We start from the raw sequence: 17,488 nt of genomic DNA on the forward strand, positions 1-17,488 counted from the left end.
TATCACTTCGACACAAATGGACGACAATGTCTTCACGTAAATTCGGCCTGAACCTGGTTGTGGTGCTGGCCATCGCCGCGCTGTTCACCGGGTTCTGGGCACTGATCAACCGCCCGGTTTCCGCCCCCGCCTGGCCAGAGCAGATCTCTGGCTTTTCGTATTCGCCGTTCCGCCTGGGTGAAAGCCCGCAGAAGGGCCAGTACCCTACTGACGACGAGATGCGCCAGGACCTGGAGCAGTTGAGCAAACTGACCGACAGCATCCGTATCTACACCGTGGAAGGCACCCAGGCCGACATCCCGCGCCTGGCCGAGGAGTTCGGCCTGCGGGTGACGCTGGGCATCTGGATCAGCCCGGACCTGGAACGCAACGAACGCGAAATCGCCACCGCCATCGAGCTGGCCAACACCTCGCGCAGTGTGGTGCGGGTAGTGGTCGGTAACGAGGCGCTATTCCGCGAAGAAGTCACCCCGGAAAACCTGATCAAATACCTGGATCGGGTACGTGCGGCCGTAAAAGTGCCGGTGACCACCAGTGAGCAATGGCACATCTGGAAGGAACACCCGGAACTGGCCAAGCACGTCGACCTGATTGCCGCGCACATCCTGCCCTATTGGGAGTTCGTGCCGATGAAGGACTCGGTCGAGTTCGTCCTCGACCGCGCCCGTGAGCTGAAGCACCAGTTCCCGCGCAAACCCCTGCTGCTGTCGGAAGTCGGCTGGCCAAGCAACGGCCGCATGCGCGGGGGTGCCGATGCCACCCAGGCCGACCAGGCCATCTACCTGCGCACCCTGGTCAACACCCTCAACCGCCGTGGCTACAACTACTTTGTCATCGAAGCCTACGACCAGCCGTGGAAAGCCAGCGACGAAGGCTCGGTAGGCGCCTACTGGGGCGTGTACAACGCCGAGCGCCAGCAGAAGTTCAACTTCGACGGCCCGGTGGTGGCGATCCCGCAGTGGCGTGCTCTGGCGGTGGCCTCGGTGGTGCTGGCGATGATTGCCCTGATGGTGCTGTTCATCGACGGCTCGGCCCTGCGCCAGCGTGGCCGGACCTTCCTCACGTTCATCACCTTCCTGTGCGGGTCGGTGCTGGTGTGGATCGCCTACGACTACAGCCAGCAGTACAGCACCTGGTTCAGCCTGACCGTGGGCGTGCTGCTGGCCCTCGGCGCGCTGGGCGTGTTCATCGTGCTGCTCACCGAAGCCCACGAACTGGCCGAGGCCGTCTGGATACACAAGCGCCGCCGCGAGTTCCTGCCGGTGCAGGCCGACAGTGCCTACCGGCCCAAGGTGTCGGTGCATGTGCCGTGCTACAACGAACCGCCAGAAATGGTGAAACAAACCCTCGACGCCCTGGCTGCCCTGGACTACCCCGATTACGAAGTGCTGGTGATCGACAACAACACCAAGGACCCAGCCGTGTGGGAGCCGCTCAAGGCCCACTGCGAGAAGCTCGGCGAGCGCTTCAAGTTCTTCCACGTCGCGCCCCTGGCCGGTTTCAAGGGTGGCGCGCTGAACTACTTGATCCCGCACACGGCCAAGGACGCCGAAGTGATCGCGGTCATCGACTCGGACTACTGCGTCGACCGCAACTGGCTCAAGCACATGGTGCCGCACTTCGCCGACCCGAAAATTGCCGTGGTGCAGTCGCCGCAGGACTACCGCGACCAGCACGAAAGCGCCTTCAAGAAGTTGTGCTACAGCGAATACAAGGGCTTCTTCCACATTGGCATGGTCACCCGCAACGACCGTGATGCGATCATCCAGCACGGCACCATGACCATGACCCGGCGCAGCGTGCTGCAAGAGCTGGGCTGGGCCGAGTGGTGCATCTGCGAGGACGCCGAACTGGGCCTGCGGGTATTCGAGAAGGGCCTGTCGGCCGCCTATGCCCACAACAGCTACGGCAAAGGCCTGATGCCCGACACCTTCATCGACTTCAAGAAGCAGCGCTTCCGCTGGGCCTACGGCGCCATCCAGATCATCAAGCACCACGCCGGCGCCCTGCTGCGCGGCAAGGGCAGTGAGCTGACCCGTGGCCAACGCTATCACTTCCTGGCCGGCTGGCTGCCATGGATCGCCGATGGCATGAACATCTTCTTCACCGTCGGTGCGTTGCTGTGGTCGGCGGCGATGATCATCGTGCCGCACCGGGTCGACCCGCCACTGATGATCTTCGCCATCCCGCCACTGGCGCTGTTCTTCTTCAAGGTCGGCAAGATCATCTTCCTCTACCGCCGTGCTGTGGGGGTGAACCTGAAGGATGCCTTTGCGGCGGCGCTGGCGGGGCTGGCGCTGTCACATACCATCGCCAAGGCGGTGCTGTACGGGTTCTTCACCAGCAGCATGCCGTTCTTCCGCACGCCAAAGAATGCCGACAGCCACGGGTTGCTGGTGGCGATTTCCGAAGCGCGTGAAGAGCTGTTCATCATGTTGCTGCTGTGGGGGGCGGCGCTGGGCATCTACCTGGTGCAGGGGCTGCCGAGCTCGGACATGCGCTTCTGGGTGGCGATGCTGCTGGTACAGTCGTTGCCTTATCTGGCGGCGCTGGTGATGGCGTTCCTGTCATCGCTGCCCAAGCCTGCACCCCAGGTACATCCCGCGCACACTTGACCTGGACTGCCGGCCACCTGCAGCTCATCCTCACAGATAGATGAGCTCCAGCGTGGCCGCCCCATCGATGAGCGTCTCGTCACGCAGGTCGAGCTGGCGCATAGGCGCAACATACAGCTCGACCATCAGCATAGCGTCGAGCTGCCTGATCAAGGTAGGCCCGGCAGCAGTGCGTTCGCTGGCCGCGAACCCGTGCAGGCGATTGTCGGTGTGAAGGAACGCTGTTCGTGGGGTTGGCTCCCAGCCAGCACGACCTTGAGAGGAATACAGGGGTTGCAATGCAAGCCCATCGCCTACCACCGCACCGTCGAACCGCAACGACCACGCCAGGCTGTCGCTGGCCTTTTTACCCGCGCCAAACAAGACAGAACGTGCAAGGCCTTGCACATGGGCGAACGTTCCTGACTGGCGGTTGTCAATCGCGCGAAGGGCAAACCGAGTGGGGCTGTCACAAGTCACCGCGGCGGACAAAGACCGTCGCAAGGTACTGGTTTTACTGGCAGACAACTCCCCGGTCGCGATCACGCCAAAATCCACGAGGCCGTCATTGCCCAGATGCAATTTACACGCTGCGGGTACAACATTGGCTTGCAGTGCCAGGCTCACGGCAGCATCGTCGACAGCCATCATGCCACTTGCCTGCAGCTCGGCCGTGCTCGACAGATCCGACGTTGCGTCGAGCCATGCATCAACGGTCAGGCGAGCCGTGAAGGTTGTGCCTTGAAGGGGTACATTGGCCTCTAGTGGCGCGAGCTGCATTGCTGGCAACCAGTGAACCTTGTCGCCCTTCATCTGCCAGGGGCTGCGCGCGCTTGCTGCTCCCAAGGCCACCGGACGGCCATCGAGCCGCGCATCAGAAAGCAGCAGTGAATACTGCCCTCGCTCAGCAAAACCGAAAACATCACCATTGATGCCATCAGCCAGATAGCTGAGGACCATATCGGTATCTCTGGAACACTGGACTGTCATCTGCAGGTGCCGCTCTCCCAGTAGGTAGCGATTGCCTTGTTTCTGCAACTGGGTCTTGTTGACCTTGCCGTAATCGATCTGGGGCTGGCCGAGCGTAATCTGACAACCCTGTGCGGCCGCAGCACAGCTCATGCCCATCAACAGCAAGGCCAGGCACAGCTGTCTGCACACGCATTCAGATCGCATGGCAGCGTGCGGTGGTCGTTTCATAATATTGCTCCGGGTCCGGGCTGTCGCTGAGGGTGAATTCAAGGGCACAACCAGAGCCGTCTGGCGAGGTCACGTGGTAGCGCTCTTCCTCTTGGAAGTCATGCAGGAATATCAAGCCTCCGGCCTGCACCATGGTCACGAAGCTTCCGTTGGCATCCACTACCATGGAACTGTCCGCCAAGGGCGGCCCGTCGCCCTGCAAAGTCTGCAACAGCACGCGCCTGGTCCGCTCGACGATGAAACTCAATTGGGAAACCGCGCCTCGACCTGCCCGTACGATGCCAAGGCTGTTGGCCAGATCGACACTGCGCGGCAGGCTTCGGGGCTGCACCTGCACTCGATTGTCTGCGTAGGGGGTAATCCGTGAGGCAATGGCTCGGCCTTGGCGATCGGTCCATACGGGGCCGCTGGGCGTATCGACCTTCACCCCGTGAAGATCACCCACTTCGATGAGCGCGAAAGTATCCTGAATGGAATAAGGTGCTAGCGTGATGCCCTGTGCATGCCCAAGGGCCCCACCGCGCAGGTTGGCTGCCAGGGTTCGTGCAGAATCGCCAGTCTTTGAGTAATCCAGCTGCACCTGGCTGAAGGGGGCCAGCCAGGAAACCCCCACACTGGGTAGCAGCGCCGGATCATGGCTATCGTGACTGCCACTCAGGCGATAACCTAACGTATCGCTGACCTGTTCTCGCAGGTCGAATGAAGAACGGTACTGGTCACCTGAAGCTCGGGTCGAGGCACCAAGACGACGATTGGTGCCCAATGGCACGCTAGCGCTCATGTAAAGAAGACGCCCTCGATCATCTGCTCCTCTGAGGCTCCATTCCACACCAGCATTCAATGACACCTGCCCCAACGTCGCTCCCCAGCGCAGGTTTGCCTGGCTGCTGGTCTGGCCATTACGCGTGCGCGATTGGCCGCCCCCGACACTGAAGTTGCCCAGCCCAGTGCCCTGCCATGACAGGCCGACGCTGAAAAAATCGCGCAAGCCCTCCAAGCGACCTGACGGCTCAAGCGCCTGCTGGAGGTCCTGATAACTTTGGCTCTGCAGCCCATAGGTCAAGCCCGCTCCCCATCCGCCGGCAAACTGCTGGTTCAGGGTCATCTGGCTTTGCATCCCCCTCTCCTGATGCAACGGCTGCGAGTAGCCCAGCGACCATTGCATCTGAGCCTGCGTCCACGGCTGAGCACCGAGCGCGAACCCGGTAGCCTGATAGCTGTCGGTCGCAATTAGCCCTCCCCCCACTTCCAAGCCATCAAGCACACTCCCGCTCCACCCGGCGCTAAGCACCCAAGGTGACGCGGCGCGACTGTGGCGAAGTTGACCAATGCCGAACTGGTATCCTCCTGACAACCCCGCCGCCATCGGCGAGGCAGGCAAGGTCAGGCGACGCTCCTCACCGTCCGCTTCATGGATAACCATTTCCAGTTCAGCAAAGGCATCGACTGGTGCAGGGCTATCAATGGAAAACGGGCCTGGCGGCACGACGGTGGCATACACCAGGCGGTTGCGCTGGTAGATCTCCACCCTCGCTTGGGACTTGGCGATGCCTTGAACCACGCGACGTTGTTGTAGATGGCCCAACGCCTGCTCGGAAAACAGCTGAAAACCGTCAACCGAAACGCCGCTCAGCACGGGGTTACCCATCTGGATCTGACCGACCTGCAGGACAGTCGCCTGATCGGCGAACGTTCGCTGGGCGTAGGCTTCCAGTGCGTTGAGCCGACTTGCCTGTTGCCCCAGACTGGCAATCTGACGGCTGCGCACGATCCAGTCCCCCAGGTTCAAACCCGGCTCGGTAAGGGCAGTCCAGGATCTGCTGCTGCCGTCCTTGAAACGCGTATCGAGCATCGACACGTCGTAGTTGAACATTGCAGCGAACCCACCTGAGTCATAAGCCGAAAGGTCATCGCCTGCGGCGGCCGGGCGCAGGGCTTGCGCAGGCACCACCATGGTCACACTGGCGGACTGAGGGTCTGCCTGTATCTGACTCTGTGGGTAGCTTGACAGCAAGTCGATGCAGGAGCCCTGGTTTTCGCTCGCCGCAGCCGTCGGCAACCGAATCCCACCCGCCTCGAGCAGGCCAGTGTCAATGCACAAGCTGCCGTCGTCCAGAAAGCGTGCCTGTACCGTTCCTGATCGTGAGCCGTTTATAGTCAGGCTCACGATGTGATTGCCTGGGGTGAAACGCGGCATGTCACGAAAGTAGGCCGCAAGTTCCTCACTCAAACCCCGTTGACGCAGGAGTTCGAGATCGAATGTCAGGCCATCGCTGGCGCTGCACTCAAGAAATAGAAAGGCCCAAGGGAGCGCCATCAGACATTGCCAGTTCGCTGTTCGGCTGCTCTTGGCCCGCCCATTCAATTGCCGCCCCTGAGTAACGGCGCTTCAAATTCATCGACGGCAAAGCCGTACACTGTGGCCGGGAACAGCCTGACACTTTGCGGGGCCTGTGGGGCTGGCGATTCCAGGCGAACCTCAAGCGACTCGCCAGGCAAAATGTAGGCGCGTGGCAAGTAGCCTTGCGCATTCGCAGGCATCAACCTCACTTCCTGCGCCAGCCTAACCACATAGGGCGTCGGGTTATCAACCTGTAAACCTTGCGTGCCGTAGCGCCACTGCAAGCCCTCCCAGGGCGAGCGGTTGGGGGCCAGGCCCTTGGGGTGAATGATGACCGGCAGGTTCTGCCTTACACTGACCCCCACCCTGGCAATACGCTTACCTGCCACTTCCTGCTGTGGCACGCCTTCGAATACAACCCGCTTCAACCGCTGGGTGTGCAGAGGCGCGGTTGCACGCAGCATGAACCTCACCTGCTGCTGCTCGCCGGCCTCGACACGCCAGGCGGGCTGGGTGAGGAACAACAGGGGCTCCTCATCCTCCGGCAGGTTCTGCAGGGTTACCAGTAACAGCGCTGGGGCTGGATCATCATTTCGCACCGTGATCGTTGCCTCGCCTTCGGCTTCATTGACGATCACCACGGAAGTTTCCGGGACCATGCCGGCGGCCTGGGCGCCGCTGATCGACAGCAGCATGCAGCCAGCACTCAACAGCAATTGCTTCAATTTGCTCATGCTCGACTCGATACAAGACAGGCTCGCTGCCCGAAAGGCAGCGAGCGAGGGAAGGGACCGAGCCCGCGCTTGCCATCGTAGCGGCAAACGCACGCTCGGTGCGCCCTTAGAGGTAGGACACCTCGATGGTCGAAGCACCATCGATGGTGATGTCGTCGGTGACCGTCAGGTTCTTGAGCGCGGCGATGGTCATGTCGACCTGCAGGTCAGCGGTCAACTGCTTGATGGCAGTAGGTATCTGCGCGTCTACCGCAAAGCCGTGAAAGTGGCCCTCCTTACCGTTGTACAGGCTGAAATTAATTGAGTTGCTGTCCGGCGCCCAGGATTTGCCGCTGTCGGCTGTAATCAGACGAGTCACTGAACTGTTCCCGTCGACGACAACAGAGCTTGCAACCCCTTGCAGGAAATAAGCACCAATACGCTGGTCGAGATCATTGGTACCCAGGCCGAACGTAACGTTGGAAGGCAACATATTGCTGTCTGCCCGACCATCAACGCCCCGCAAGGCGAACCGAGTTGGCGCACCACAGTTCACGGCAAGCTGCTGGGGCTGCGATTTGAACCGGGTCACGTAATCCTCTCTGAGCTCGGCAGCCGTGATGACACCAAAGTCGAACGTTCCGCCTCCGCTGAGCGACGGCGTGCATGCACTTGGCTTGATCACTCCGCTGACGATGACATCTGTCGTATTGGCGAACACGGCTGTACTGCATCCCAGTGCCATACCCATGGCAATCCACTGCTTGATATTCATAGCGCTCTTGTACCTTTCGATGCGAGTTGGTTGACCCTCTAGGGGCCGATGCAACCTACCCCCACCCGCACTGCGTATTCAGCGTGAAATACCTCCCCTCAAGGCAAGCGTTCTGTTGCGATCAATCGACACCACACGCTTCACACTAAGGTTTTGCTTTAAACTACCGCTCCTTGCCTGCCTTGCCCTGCTTTCGGAGATTTACCATGACGGCGCCTGCCGAGCTCTCGCCTACCCTTCAACTGGCCTGCGACCTGATCCGCCGTCCCTCGGTCACCCCCGTCGACGCCGACTGCCAGGCGCAGATGATGAACCGCCTGGGCGCCGTGGGCTTCGAGCTGGAACCAATGCGCATTGAAGACGTCGACAACTTCTGGGCCACCCACGGCAGCCAGGACGGCCCGGTTCTGTGTTTCGCCGGCCACACCGACGTAGTGCCCACCGGCCCGGTGCAGCAATGGCAGCATGAACCGTTCGAAGCACTGATCGACGCCGACGGCATGCTCTGCGGCCGCGGCGCCGCCGACATGAAGGGCAGCCTGGCATCCATGGTGATCGCCAGCGAGCGCTTCGTGCAGGACTACCCCAACCACCGCGGCAAGGTCGCGTTCCTGATCACCAGCGACGAAGAAGGCCCGGCCCACCACGGCACCAAGGCAGTGGTCGAGCGCCTGAAAGCGCGTAACGAGCGCCTGGACTGGTGCATTGTCGGCGAACCGTCCAGCACTACCCTGCTGGGTGATGTGGTGAAAAACGGCCGCCGTGGCTCGCTGGGCGCCAAACTGACCGTGCGCGGCAAGCAGGGCCATGTGGCTTACCCGCACCTGGCACGCAACCCGATCCACCTCGCCGCCTCGGCGCTGGCAGAACTGGCCGCCGAGCACTGGGATGAAGGCAACGCATTCTTCCCACCCACCAGCTTCCAGATCTCCAACCTCAATTCCGGTACCGGCGCTACCAACGTGGTCCCGGGCGAGCTGACCGCGCTGTTCAACTTCCGCTTCTCCACCGAGTCCACCGTCGAAGGCCTGCAGGCGCGGGTGTCGGCGATTCTCGACAAGCATGAACTGGACTGGTCGATCGACTGGGCACTGTCGGGCCTGCCATTCCTCACCGAACCGGGCGAACTGCTCGACGCGGTAGCGTCCAGCATCAAGGGCGTCACCGGGCGCGACACCCAGCCGTCCACCAGCGGTGGCACTTCCGATGGTCGCTTCATCGCCACCATGGGTACCCAAGTGGTCGAACTGGGCCCGGTCAATGCCACCATTCACCAGGTGGACGAGCGGATCCTGGCCAGCGACCTCGACCTGCTGACCGAGATCTACTACCAGACCCTGGTCCGGTTGCTCGCCTGATGCTCGCCTGCCCTCTTTGCCAGGCGCCCCTGGCGCAAGTCGACAACGGTGTGGCGTGCCCGGCAGGCCACCGCTTCGACCGCGCCCGCCAGGGTTACCTGAACCTGCTGCCGGTGCAGCACAAGAACAGCCGCGACCCAGGTGACAACCAGGCTATGGTCGAGGCCCGCCGCGACTTCCTCGACGGTGGCCACTACGCGCCGGTCGCCCGTCGCCTGGCCGAGCTGGCTGCCGAGCGTCAACCTGGCGCCTGGCTGGACATTGGCTGCGGCGAGGGTTACTACACCGCGCAGCTCGCCCAGGCCCTGCCGGCCGCCGACGGTTATGCACTGGACATTTCCCGCGAAGCGGTCAAGCGTGCCTGCCGCCGTGCACCGGAAGTCACCTGGATGGTCGCCAGCATGGCCCGTGTGCCGCTGGCCGACGCCAGCTGCCAGTTCATCGCCAGTGTATTCAGCCCGCTGGACTGGGCCGAGGCCAAGCGCCTGCTCAGCCCTGGCGGTGGGCTGATGCGGGTCGGACCGACCAGCGGCCACCTGATGGAACTGCGCGAAGTGCTCTACGATGAAGTGCGCCCTTACGCCGACGACAAACACCTGGCCTTGATCCCTGAAGGCATGGCCCATGCCCACAGCGAAACCCTCGAGTTCCGCCTGAGCCTGGCTGCGCCCAAGGCCCGCGCCGACCTGCTGGCCATGACCCCGCACGGCTGGCGCGCCAGCGCCGAAAAACGTGCCCGGGTCATCGACCAGCCCGAGCCGTTCGAAGTTACGGTTTCCATGCGTTATGACTATTTCGTGCGCCAAGACTGAGCACACCCGGAGCCCTTTATGCGCCAACCTGATATCGAGATCTACCTGAAGGACGCCGACGTCGACCACAAGCAGATTGCCGAGTGGCTCACCCAAGCAATCGGCCCGTGCAGCGAATGGCAGCAGAAAGGCCATACCTTCAAATGTCGGGCCGGTAACATTCCGGTCACCTGGTTACCCAAGGCTGTAGGGAAATGGAACAGCCTTTACTTGGAAAGCGACCAGACGCCGTGGGCTGATGACGTGGCCTGCGCCCACGCCGCATTCGCCGCACTCGGTGTGGAAGTACGCTGCGCGCCGGGTGGCTGGGTCGAGGAAGACGGGGAAGAAGATGCCGACCGCTGGGTCCGCATCAGTGCCGATGGTGAAGAGGAAATCACCTGGCGTACCAGCTGAAACAGGTTGCTTCAGGCTGCAAGTTACACGGTCAACTTGCAGCTTGAGGCCTACCGCAAAAGGCTCAGAGGCCCACTACGTCTTCGGCTTGCAGGCCTTTCTGGCCCTGCACGCAGGCGTATTCCACCCGCTGCCCTTCGACCAGGGTACGATGCCCCTCACCGCGGATCGCCCGATAGTGGACGAATACATCCGCACCACCTTCGCGCTGAATGAAGCCATAACCCTTGGCATCGTTGAACCACTTTACATTCCCAGTCTCACGAGACGACATCTGAACTACTCCGGTTTTTTATTGTGAAGATCGCCTTGCAGGCATGAGGCGACCTGCCCCGTGCCAACGCCGCTTGCTGAAATATCCTGCAAGTGGCAGGCCGAGTATATGACACAGAACAAAAAAAATTGATGACGGTCCCGCAGTTGGCCGATTTTTGCTGAACTTACGCCGATACGGCAGACTAAATAGCTGGATACTCACCTGAAAATCACACCCAGGGCACACACCCCATGACCCGTTCCCCCCTGCACCGCCTGATCTTCGGCGGCCTGCGTCGCCTGTTGTACCTGTGGGTGCGCTCCGAGACCATCAACCAGTCTTCCATGACCCTCAACCTCGACCGCAGCCGGCCAGTGTTCTATGCCCTGCCCTCGCCGTCGCTCACCGACCTGGCCGTGCTCGACCACGAATGCACCAAGGCGGGGCTGCCGCGCCCGGTGCTGCCGGTAGCCGTCGGCCCACTGCAAGAGCCGGCCGCGTTCTTCTACCTGACCCCCGACCCGGACTGGCTCGGGCGCCAGGACAAAAGTGGTGCCCCGCCTACGCTTGAGCGCCTGGTGGCGGCGGTCAGCCAGCATGCCGAAGAAGATGCGCAGATCATTCCAGTCAGCGTGTTCTGGGGGCAGACCCCGGCCAGCGAATCCAGCCCATGGAAGCTGCTGTTCGCCGACAGCTGGGCGGTGACCGGGCGCCTGCGCCGGCTGCTGACCGTACTGATTCTGGGGCGCAAGACTCGGGTGCAGTTCTCCGCGCCGATCCACCTGCGTGAACTGGTGCAGCACAACAAAGGCCACGCGCGCACCGTGCGCATGGCCCAGCGCCTGATGCGCGTGCATTTTCGCAACCTCAAGACTGCCGTCATCGGCCCGGACATCTCGCACCGGCGCAACCTGGTCAAGGGGTTGGTTCACGCGCCACTGGTGCGCCAGGCCATCGCCGACGAGGCCCAGCGAGAAAACCTGCCGCTTGCCAAGGCCGAAGCCCAGGCACTGCGCTACGGCAACGAAATCGCCTCGGACTACACCTACACCGTCATACGCTTTCTCGAAGTGGTACTCAGCTGGTTCTGGAACAAGATCTACGACGGCATCAAGGTCAACCACATCGAACAGGTTCAGGGCATAGCCCCCGGCCACGAAGTGATCTACGTGCCGTGCCACCGCAGCCACATCGATTACCTGCTGCTGTCGTACCTGCTGTTCCGCAACGGCCTCACCCCGCCGCACGTGGCTGCGGGCATCAACCTCAACATGCCAGTGGTGGGCAACCTGCTGCGCCGCGGTGGCGCGTTCTTCATGCGCCGCACCTTCAAGGGCAACCCGCTTTACACGGCGGTGTTCAACGAGTACCTGCACACCCTGTACACCAAGGGCTTCCCGGTCGAGTACTTCGTCGAAGGCGGCCGCTCGCGTACCGGGCGCATGCTGCAGCCGCGCACCGGGATGCTGGCCATTACCCTGCGCAGCTTCCTGCGTTCGTCACGTACGCCAATCGTGTTCGTGCCGGTGTACATCGGCTACGAGCGCGTGCTCGAAGGCCGCACCTACCTGGGCGAACTGCGCGGCGCCAGCAAGAAGAAAGAATCGGTGCTCGACATCTTCAAGGTGTTCGGTGCACTCAAGCAGCGCTTTGGCCAGGTCTACGTCAACTTCGGCGAACCGATCCGCCTGGCCGGTTTCCTCGACCAGCAGCAGCCCGGCTGGCGCGAACAGGATCACGGCCCGCAGTACCGCCCGGATTGGCTCAACGCCACCACCACCCGCCTGGGTGAAACCGTGGCCCGTCACCTCAACGAGGCGGCCGCCATCAACCCGGTCAACCTGGTGGCCCTGGCTTTGCTGTCCACCAGCCGCCTGGCCCTGGACGAGCGCGCCCTGACCCGCGTGCTCGACCTGTACCTGGCCCTGCTGCGCCAGGTGCCCTACTCGCCGCACACCACCTTGCCCGATGGCGACGGCCAGGCGCTGATCGAACACGTGCGCAGCATGAACCTGGTGGCTGAGCAGAAGGACGCCCTGGGCCGCATCCTCTTCCTGGATGAAGGCAATGCGGTACTGATGACCTATTACCGCAACAACGTGCTGCACATCTTCGCCCTGCCGGCGCTGCTGGCCAGCTTCTTCCTCAGCAGCTCGCGCATGAGCCGCGAACTGCTGGGCCAGTATGTGCACGCGCTTTACCCCTACCTGCAGGCCGAGCTGTTCCTGCGCTGGGCGCCGGAGCAGCTGGACGAGGTCATCGACCAATGGCTGGCCGCGCTGGTCGAGCAAGGCCTGCTGCGCCAGGAGAACGACGTGTACGTACGCCCGGCGCCAAGCTCGCGGCAGTTCGTGCTACTAACCCTGCTCGCCCGCACTATCACCCAGACCCTGCAGCGCTTCTACATGGCCACTTCGCTGCTGATCAACAGCGGGCAGAACAGCCTCAGCGCCGAAGCGCTGGAAGACCTGTGCGTGATGATGGCCCAGCGCCTGTCGATTTTGCATGGCTTGAACGCCCCGGAATTCTTCGACAAGACGCTGTTCCGCCACTTCATCCAGACCCTGCTGCAGCAAGGCGTGCTGCACACCGACACACAAGGCAAGCTGGGGTATCACGACAAGCTCGGCGAGCTGGCCGAGGGCGTGGCCAAGCGTGTGCTGTCGGCCGAATTGCGCCTGTCGATCCGCCAGGTGGCCCTGCACCGTGACGACGGGCTGGAATCTTCGACCATCTGAGGCTTTATCCGTCGGGAAAATCCGCTACAGTCCCTGGGGTTGGCCACAAGCCAACGCCAAGGACTTCGGAGATACCATGAAAAAGCTCTTTATGCTGTGTTGCGCATCCCTGCTCGCAGCCTGTTCCAGCCAAACCCCATCCAACCAGGCCAGCCTGGACGGTGAAGTCTTCTACCTGCAGCGTATCGCCCTGCCACCTGCCGCCACCCTGAGCGTGGAACTGCAGGACGTGTCGCTGATGGACGCACCCGCCGTAACCCTGGCCCGCCAGGCTGGCCCGGTCAAAGGCAACGTACCGTTGCCGTTCCACCTCACCTACGACCCGGCCCAGGTCAAACCTGGCCACCGCTACGCGGTAAGCGCGCGCATCGAGCTGGATGGCAAGCTGCTGTTCATCAATACCGAACACCATGGTGTCGCGCTCGACGGCAGTGACCCACAATCGGTACGTATCAAAGTCGACCCGATTCGCTGATACCCGTATTCATCCGTTTACAAGGAAAGCTTCATGATCCGCACTTCCCTGCGCTTCACTACCCTGTGCGCCGGCCTGCTGCTATCGGCCAGCGCCCTGGCCTTGTCGCTGGGCGACCTGAGCCAGAAAGACGCCACTGGCGGCCTGAAAGATACCCTGACCCAAGGCGCACAGCTCGCCGTCAAGCAGTTGAGCACCCCAGGTGGCTTCAGCAACAACCCCGACGTGCGCATCGAATTGCCTGGCAACCTGGGCAAAGCGGCCAAGGCCATGAAGATGTTCGGCAAAGGTGAACAGGTCGATGCCCTTGAAGCCAGCATGAACAAGGCCGCCGAAGCCGCCGTGCCGCAGGCCCAGGCGATTTTGGTGGATGCCGTGAAGAACATGAGCGTGACCGATGCCAAGGGCATTCTCAGCGGTGGTGACGACTCGGCCACCCAGTACCTGAACAAGAGCAGCCGCGAGCAGATCCGCGCCAAGTTCCTGCCAATCGTCAAGCAGGCGACCGACAAGGTCGGCCTGGCCCAGCAGTACAACAACTTTGCCGGGCAGGCGGTGGCACTGGGCGTGGTCGACGCCAAGAGCGCCAGCATTGAGAACTACGTGACCGAAAAGGCGCTGGATGGCCTGTTCGAGATGATTGGCAAGCAGGAGCAGAGCATTCGCCAGAACCCAGCGCAGGCGGCTACCAGCCTGGCCAAGAAGGTCTTCGGCGCCCTGTGACGGCACAGGGGGAGGGCTATGCCCTCCCCCGCGTCTTCAGCCCTTTTTCACCCTGAACCACGCCGCATACAACGCCGGCAGGAACAACAGCGTCAGCACCGTGGCCACGATCAAACCGCCCATGATCGCCACCGCCATCGGCCCGTAGAACACACTGCGCGACAACGGGATCATCGCCAGCACCGCCGCCAACGCGGTCAGCACGATTGGCCGGAAGCGCCGCACCGTGGCCTCGATGATCGCCTGCCAACGCTCCATCCCCGCCGCAATGTCCTGCTCGATCTGGTCCACCAGGATCACCGAGTTGCGCATGATCATCCCCGCCAGGGCAATGGTGCCGAGCATGGCGACAAAGCCGAACGGCTGGCGGAACACCAGCAGGAACAGGGTCACGCCAATCAGCCCCAGCGGCGCGGTGAGGAACACCATCACCGTGCGCGAGAAGCTGCGCAACTGGATCATCAGCAGGCTTAGCACCACCACCACGAACAACGGCATGCCGGCGTTCACCGACTTCTGCCCACGCTCGGCGTCTTCAACCGTGCCGCCCACTTCCAGCAGGTAACCATCGGGCAGCTTGGCGCGGATGTCCTGCAGGGTCGGCAGAATCTGTTTCACCAGTGTGGCCGGCTGCTCCTTGTCGTAGATATCGGCGCGCACGGTCACCGTCGGTAAGCGGTTGCGGTGCCAGATAATGCCTTCTTCAAAGCCGTACTGCAGGGTCGCTACCTGCGACAGGGCCACGCTCTGGCCGTTGTCGGTGGGCAGCGCCAGGCTGCCGAGGTTGCCCAGTTCGCTGCGTTCCTGCAGGGTGCCGCGCAGCAGGATCTCGATCAGCTCATTGTCCTCGCGGTACTGACTGACGGTGCTGCCGATCAGCGAACTCTGCAGGAAGCTCGCCAGGTGCGCGGTACTCACGCCCAGGGCGCGGGCACGGTCCTGGTCGATTTCAAGGAACACGGCCTTGCTCGGCTCCTCCCAATCCAGATGCACGTTCACCACATGCGGGTTCTCACGCACCTTGTCAGCCACTTCCCTGGCCAGGGCACGGGCCTTCTCGATGTGTTCGCCGGTGACCCGGAACTGCACTGGGTAGCCCACGGGTGGGCCGTTTTCCAGGCGCGTGACCCGGGCACGCAAGTCTGGGAACTGCTGGTCCACGGTGTCGATCAGCCAGCTGCGCAGGCGCTCGCGGTCTTCCATCGACTTGGCCAGCACCACGAACTGGGCAAAGCTGGCTGCCGGCAGTTGCTGGTCCAGCGGCAGGTAGAAGCGCGGTGAACCGGTGCCCACATAGGCCACATAATTGTCGATGCCGTCCTGCTGCTTGAGCAGCGCCTCCAACTGCTTGACCCGCTCTGCGGTATTGGCCAGCGAAGCGCCTTCGCCCAGCTTCAGGTCAACCATCAACTCCGGGCGCCCGGATGCCGGGAAAAACTGCTGGGGCACAAAGCGGAACAGCACGATGCTGCCGACAAAGGCGGCAACGGTCAGCAGAATCACCGTCTTGCGCCGCCGTACACACCACTCCACCACCCGCCGCACACGCTGGTAGAACGGCGTGGCGTAAGGGTCTGGCGCGTGGCCGTCCTTGCCGTGGCGCGCGGCATGCAGCTTGGCCAGGTCTGGCAGCAGGCGCTCGCCCAGGTACGGCACGAACACCACGGCCGCCACCCACGAGGCCAGCAACGCAATAGTGACCACCTGGAAGATCGACCGGGTGTATTCGCCGGTGCTGGAGGCCGCCGTGGCAATCGGCAGAAAACCTGCCGCCGTGATCAGGGTGCCGGTGAGCATCGGGAAGGCCGTGCTGGTCCAGGCATAACTGGCCGCTTTAAGGCGGTCGTAGCCCTGCTCCATCTTGATCGCCATCATCTCCACGGCAATGATCGCATCGTCCACCAGCAGGCCCAGGGCCAGCACCAGCGCACCGAGGGAGATCTTGTGCAGGCCGATGCCAAAGTAATGCATGGCGGCAAAGGTCATGGCCAACACCAGCGGGATGGCCAGCGCCACCACCAGGCCGGTGCGCAGGCCCAGCGAGAAGAAACTCACCAGCAGCACGATGACCAGCGCCTCGGCCAACACCTGGACGAACTCCCCCACGCCGGCCTTCACCGCCGCCGGCTGGTCCGAGACCTTGCGCAGCTCCATACCGGCTGGCAGGTTGTGCGCCAGGCGTTCGAACTCACCTTCCAGGGCCTTGCCCAGTACCAGGATATCGCCGCCGTCTTTCATCGACACCGCCAGGCCAATGGCATCCTCGCCCATGAAGCGCATGCGCGGCGCGGGCGGGTCGTTGAAGCCACGGTGCACCTCGGCCACATCGCCGATGCGGAAGGTGCGGTCACCCACGCGAATAGGGAACTGGCGGATCTGCTCGACGCTGTCGAATCGCCCGCTCACGCGCAGCTGCAGGCGCTCGCTGGGCGTCTCGAAGAAGCCGGCGGTGCTCACCGCGTTCTGCTCTTGCAACGCCTTCTGCACGGCTTCCAGCGGCACGCCCAAGGTGGCCAGCTTGAGGTTGGACAGCTCGATCCAGACTTTCTCGTCCTGCAGGCCGATCAGCTCGACCTTGCCCACGTCCTTGACCCGTTGCAGCTGGATCTGGATACGGTCGGCGTAGTCCTTGAGCACCGCATAGTCGAAGCCCTCGCCAGTCAACGCATAGATATTGCCGAAGGTGGTGCCGAATTCATCGTTGAAGAACGGGCCCTGGATTTCCGGCGGCAAGGTGTGGCGGATGTCCGCGACCTTCTTGCGGATCTGGTACCACAGCTCGGGGATGTCCTTGGAATGCAACGAGTCGCGGGCCATGAAGGTGACCTGCGATTCGCCGGGGCGGGAGAACGAGACAATCTTCTCGTACTCGCCGGTTTCCATCAGCTTCTTCTCAATACGCTCGGTCACCTGGCGCGACACTTCTTCGGCGGTGGCGCCGGGCCACAGGGTGCGAATGACCATGGCCTTGAAGGTGAACGGCGGGTCCTCGCTCTGGCCGAGCTTGGTGTAGGACATGGCGCCAATGGCCGCCAGCAAAATCATCAGGAACAGGACGATCTGGCGGTTGCGCAGCGCCCAGGCAGAAAGGTTGAAACCCATCGGGA

The 17,488-nt window shown here is 62.5% G+C and carries 13 protein-coding genes; 7 read left to right on the forward strand and 6 right to left on the reverse strand.

Features of this window, described 5'->3' with window-relative positions:
* The first annotated feature begins 26 nt into the window (after positions 1-26).
* Positions 27-2,615, forward strand: coding sequence for a glycosyltransferase (locus APH35_RS11345; RefSeq protein ID WP_012270823.1), 2,589 nt, complete (start codon positions 27-29; stop codon positions 2,613-2,615).
* Between the two features lie 30 nt (positions 2,616-2,645).
* On the opposite strand, the gene APH35_RS11350 is transcribed toward APH35_RS11345, so the two are convergent.
* The 4 genes from APH35_RS11350 to APH35_RS11365 form a co-directional block, all read right to left on the reverse strand.
* Positions 2,646-3,794, reverse strand: coding sequence for a DUF1120 domain-containing protein (locus APH35_RS11350; RefSeq protein ID WP_082425774.1), 1,149 nt, complete (start codon positions 3,792-3,794; stop codon positions 2,646-2,648).
* Complete coding sequence (locus tag APH35_RS11355) at positions 3,760-6,111, reverse strand: fimbria/pilus outer membrane usher protein (RefSeq protein ID WP_060514818.1); 2,352 nt, start codon at positions 6,109-6,111, stop codon at positions 3,760-3,762. The genes APH35_RS11350 and APH35_RS11355 overlap by 35 nt, the downstream gene beginning before the upstream one ends.
* A gap of 44 nt (positions 6,112-6,155) precedes the next feature.
* Positions 6,156-6,869, reverse strand: coding sequence for a fimbria/pilus chaperone family protein (locus tag APH35_RS11360; protein ID WP_012270820.1), 714 nt, complete (start codon positions 6,867-6,869; stop codon positions 6,156-6,158).
* A gap of 106 nt (positions 6,870-6,975) precedes the next feature.
* Complete coding sequence (locus tag APH35_RS11365) at positions 6,976-7,623, reverse strand: DUF1120 domain-containing protein (protein WP_060514819.1); 648 nt, start codon at positions 7,621-7,623, stop codon at positions 6,976-6,978.
* A 206-nt stretch (positions 7,624-7,829) separates the two neighbouring features.
* Between APH35_RS11365 and dapE the strand changes: the two genes are divergently transcribed.
* From dapE to APH35_RS11380, 3 genes are read left to right on the forward strand one after another with little or no spacing between them, the layout of a single operon-like run.
* On the forward strand, positions 7,830-8,981 hold the full coding sequence (gene dapE, locus APH35_RS11370) for a succinyl-diaminopimelate desuccinylase (RefSeq protein WP_060514820.1): 1,152 nt from the start codon (positions 7,830-7,832) through the stop codon (positions 8,979-8,981).
* Positions 8,981-9,793, forward strand: coding sequence for a putative RNA methyltransferase (locus tag APH35_RS11375; RefSeq protein ID WP_012270817.1), 813 nt, complete (start codon positions 8,981-8,983; stop codon positions 9,791-9,793). Before dapE ends, APH35_RS11375 begins: the two co-directional genes overlap by 1 nt.
* Before the next feature lie 18 nt (positions 9,794-9,811).
* A complete protein-coding gene (locus APH35_RS11380; RefSeq protein WP_012270816.1) occupies positions 9,812-10,189 on the forward strand; it encodes a hypothetical protein in 378 nt (125 codons plus the stop codon).
* Between the two features lie 64 nt (positions 10,190-10,253).
* On the opposite strand, the gene APH35_RS11385 is transcribed toward APH35_RS11380, so the two are convergent.
* Positions 10,254-10,463 carry a cold-shock protein gene (locus APH35_RS11385; protein ID WP_003252255.1) on the reverse strand — a complete coding sequence of 70 codons (210 nt, stop codon included), beginning with the start codon at positions 10,461-10,463 and terminating at the stop codon, positions 10,254-10,256.
* A gap of 233 nt (positions 10,464-10,696) precedes the next feature.
* On the opposite strand from APH35_RS11385, the gene plsB reads away from it, so the two are divergent.
* The 3 genes from plsB to APH35_RS11400 all read left to right on the forward strand — a co-directional run bounded on the left by plsB (position 10,697) and on the right by APH35_RS11400 (position 14,381).
* Complete coding sequence (gene plsB / locus APH35_RS11390; protein ID WP_012270815.1) at positions 10,697-13,183, forward strand: glycerol-3-phosphate 1-O-acyltransferase PlsB; 2,487 nt, start codon at positions 10,697-10,699, stop codon at positions 13,181-13,183.
* A gap of 76 nt (positions 13,184-13,259) precedes the next feature.
* Positions 13,260-13,658 carry a YbaY family lipoprotein gene (locus APH35_RS11395; RefSeq protein ID WP_012270814.1) on the forward strand — a complete coding sequence of 133 codons (399 nt, stop codon included), beginning with the start codon at positions 13,260-13,262 and terminating at the stop codon, positions 13,656-13,658.
* A 33-nt stretch (positions 13,659-13,691) separates the two neighbouring features.
* The gene (locus APH35_RS11400) at positions 13,692-14,381 is read left to right on the forward strand and encodes a DUF4197 domain-containing protein (protein ID WP_012270813.1); all 690 of its coding nucleotides are present in this window, start codon (positions 13,692-13,694) and stop codon (positions 14,379-14,381) included.
* A 36-nt stretch (positions 14,382-14,417) separates the two neighbouring features.
* On the opposite strand, the gene APH35_RS11405 is transcribed toward APH35_RS11400, so the two are convergent.
* Positions 14,418-17,483 (reverse strand): efflux RND transporter permease subunit, encoded by a 3,066-nt coding sequence (locus tag APH35_RS11405; RefSeq protein ID WP_060514821.1) that lies wholly within the window; start codon positions 17,481-17,483, stop codon positions 14,418-14,420.
* Between the last annotated feature and the right edge of the window lie 5 nt (positions 17,484-17,488).

The organism is Pseudomonas sp. NBRC 111132, assembly GCF_001320565.1.
Classification (GTDB): Bacteria; Pseudomonadota; Gammaproteobacteria; order Pseudomonadales; family Pseudomonadaceae; genus Aquipseudomonas; species Aquipseudomonas putida_P.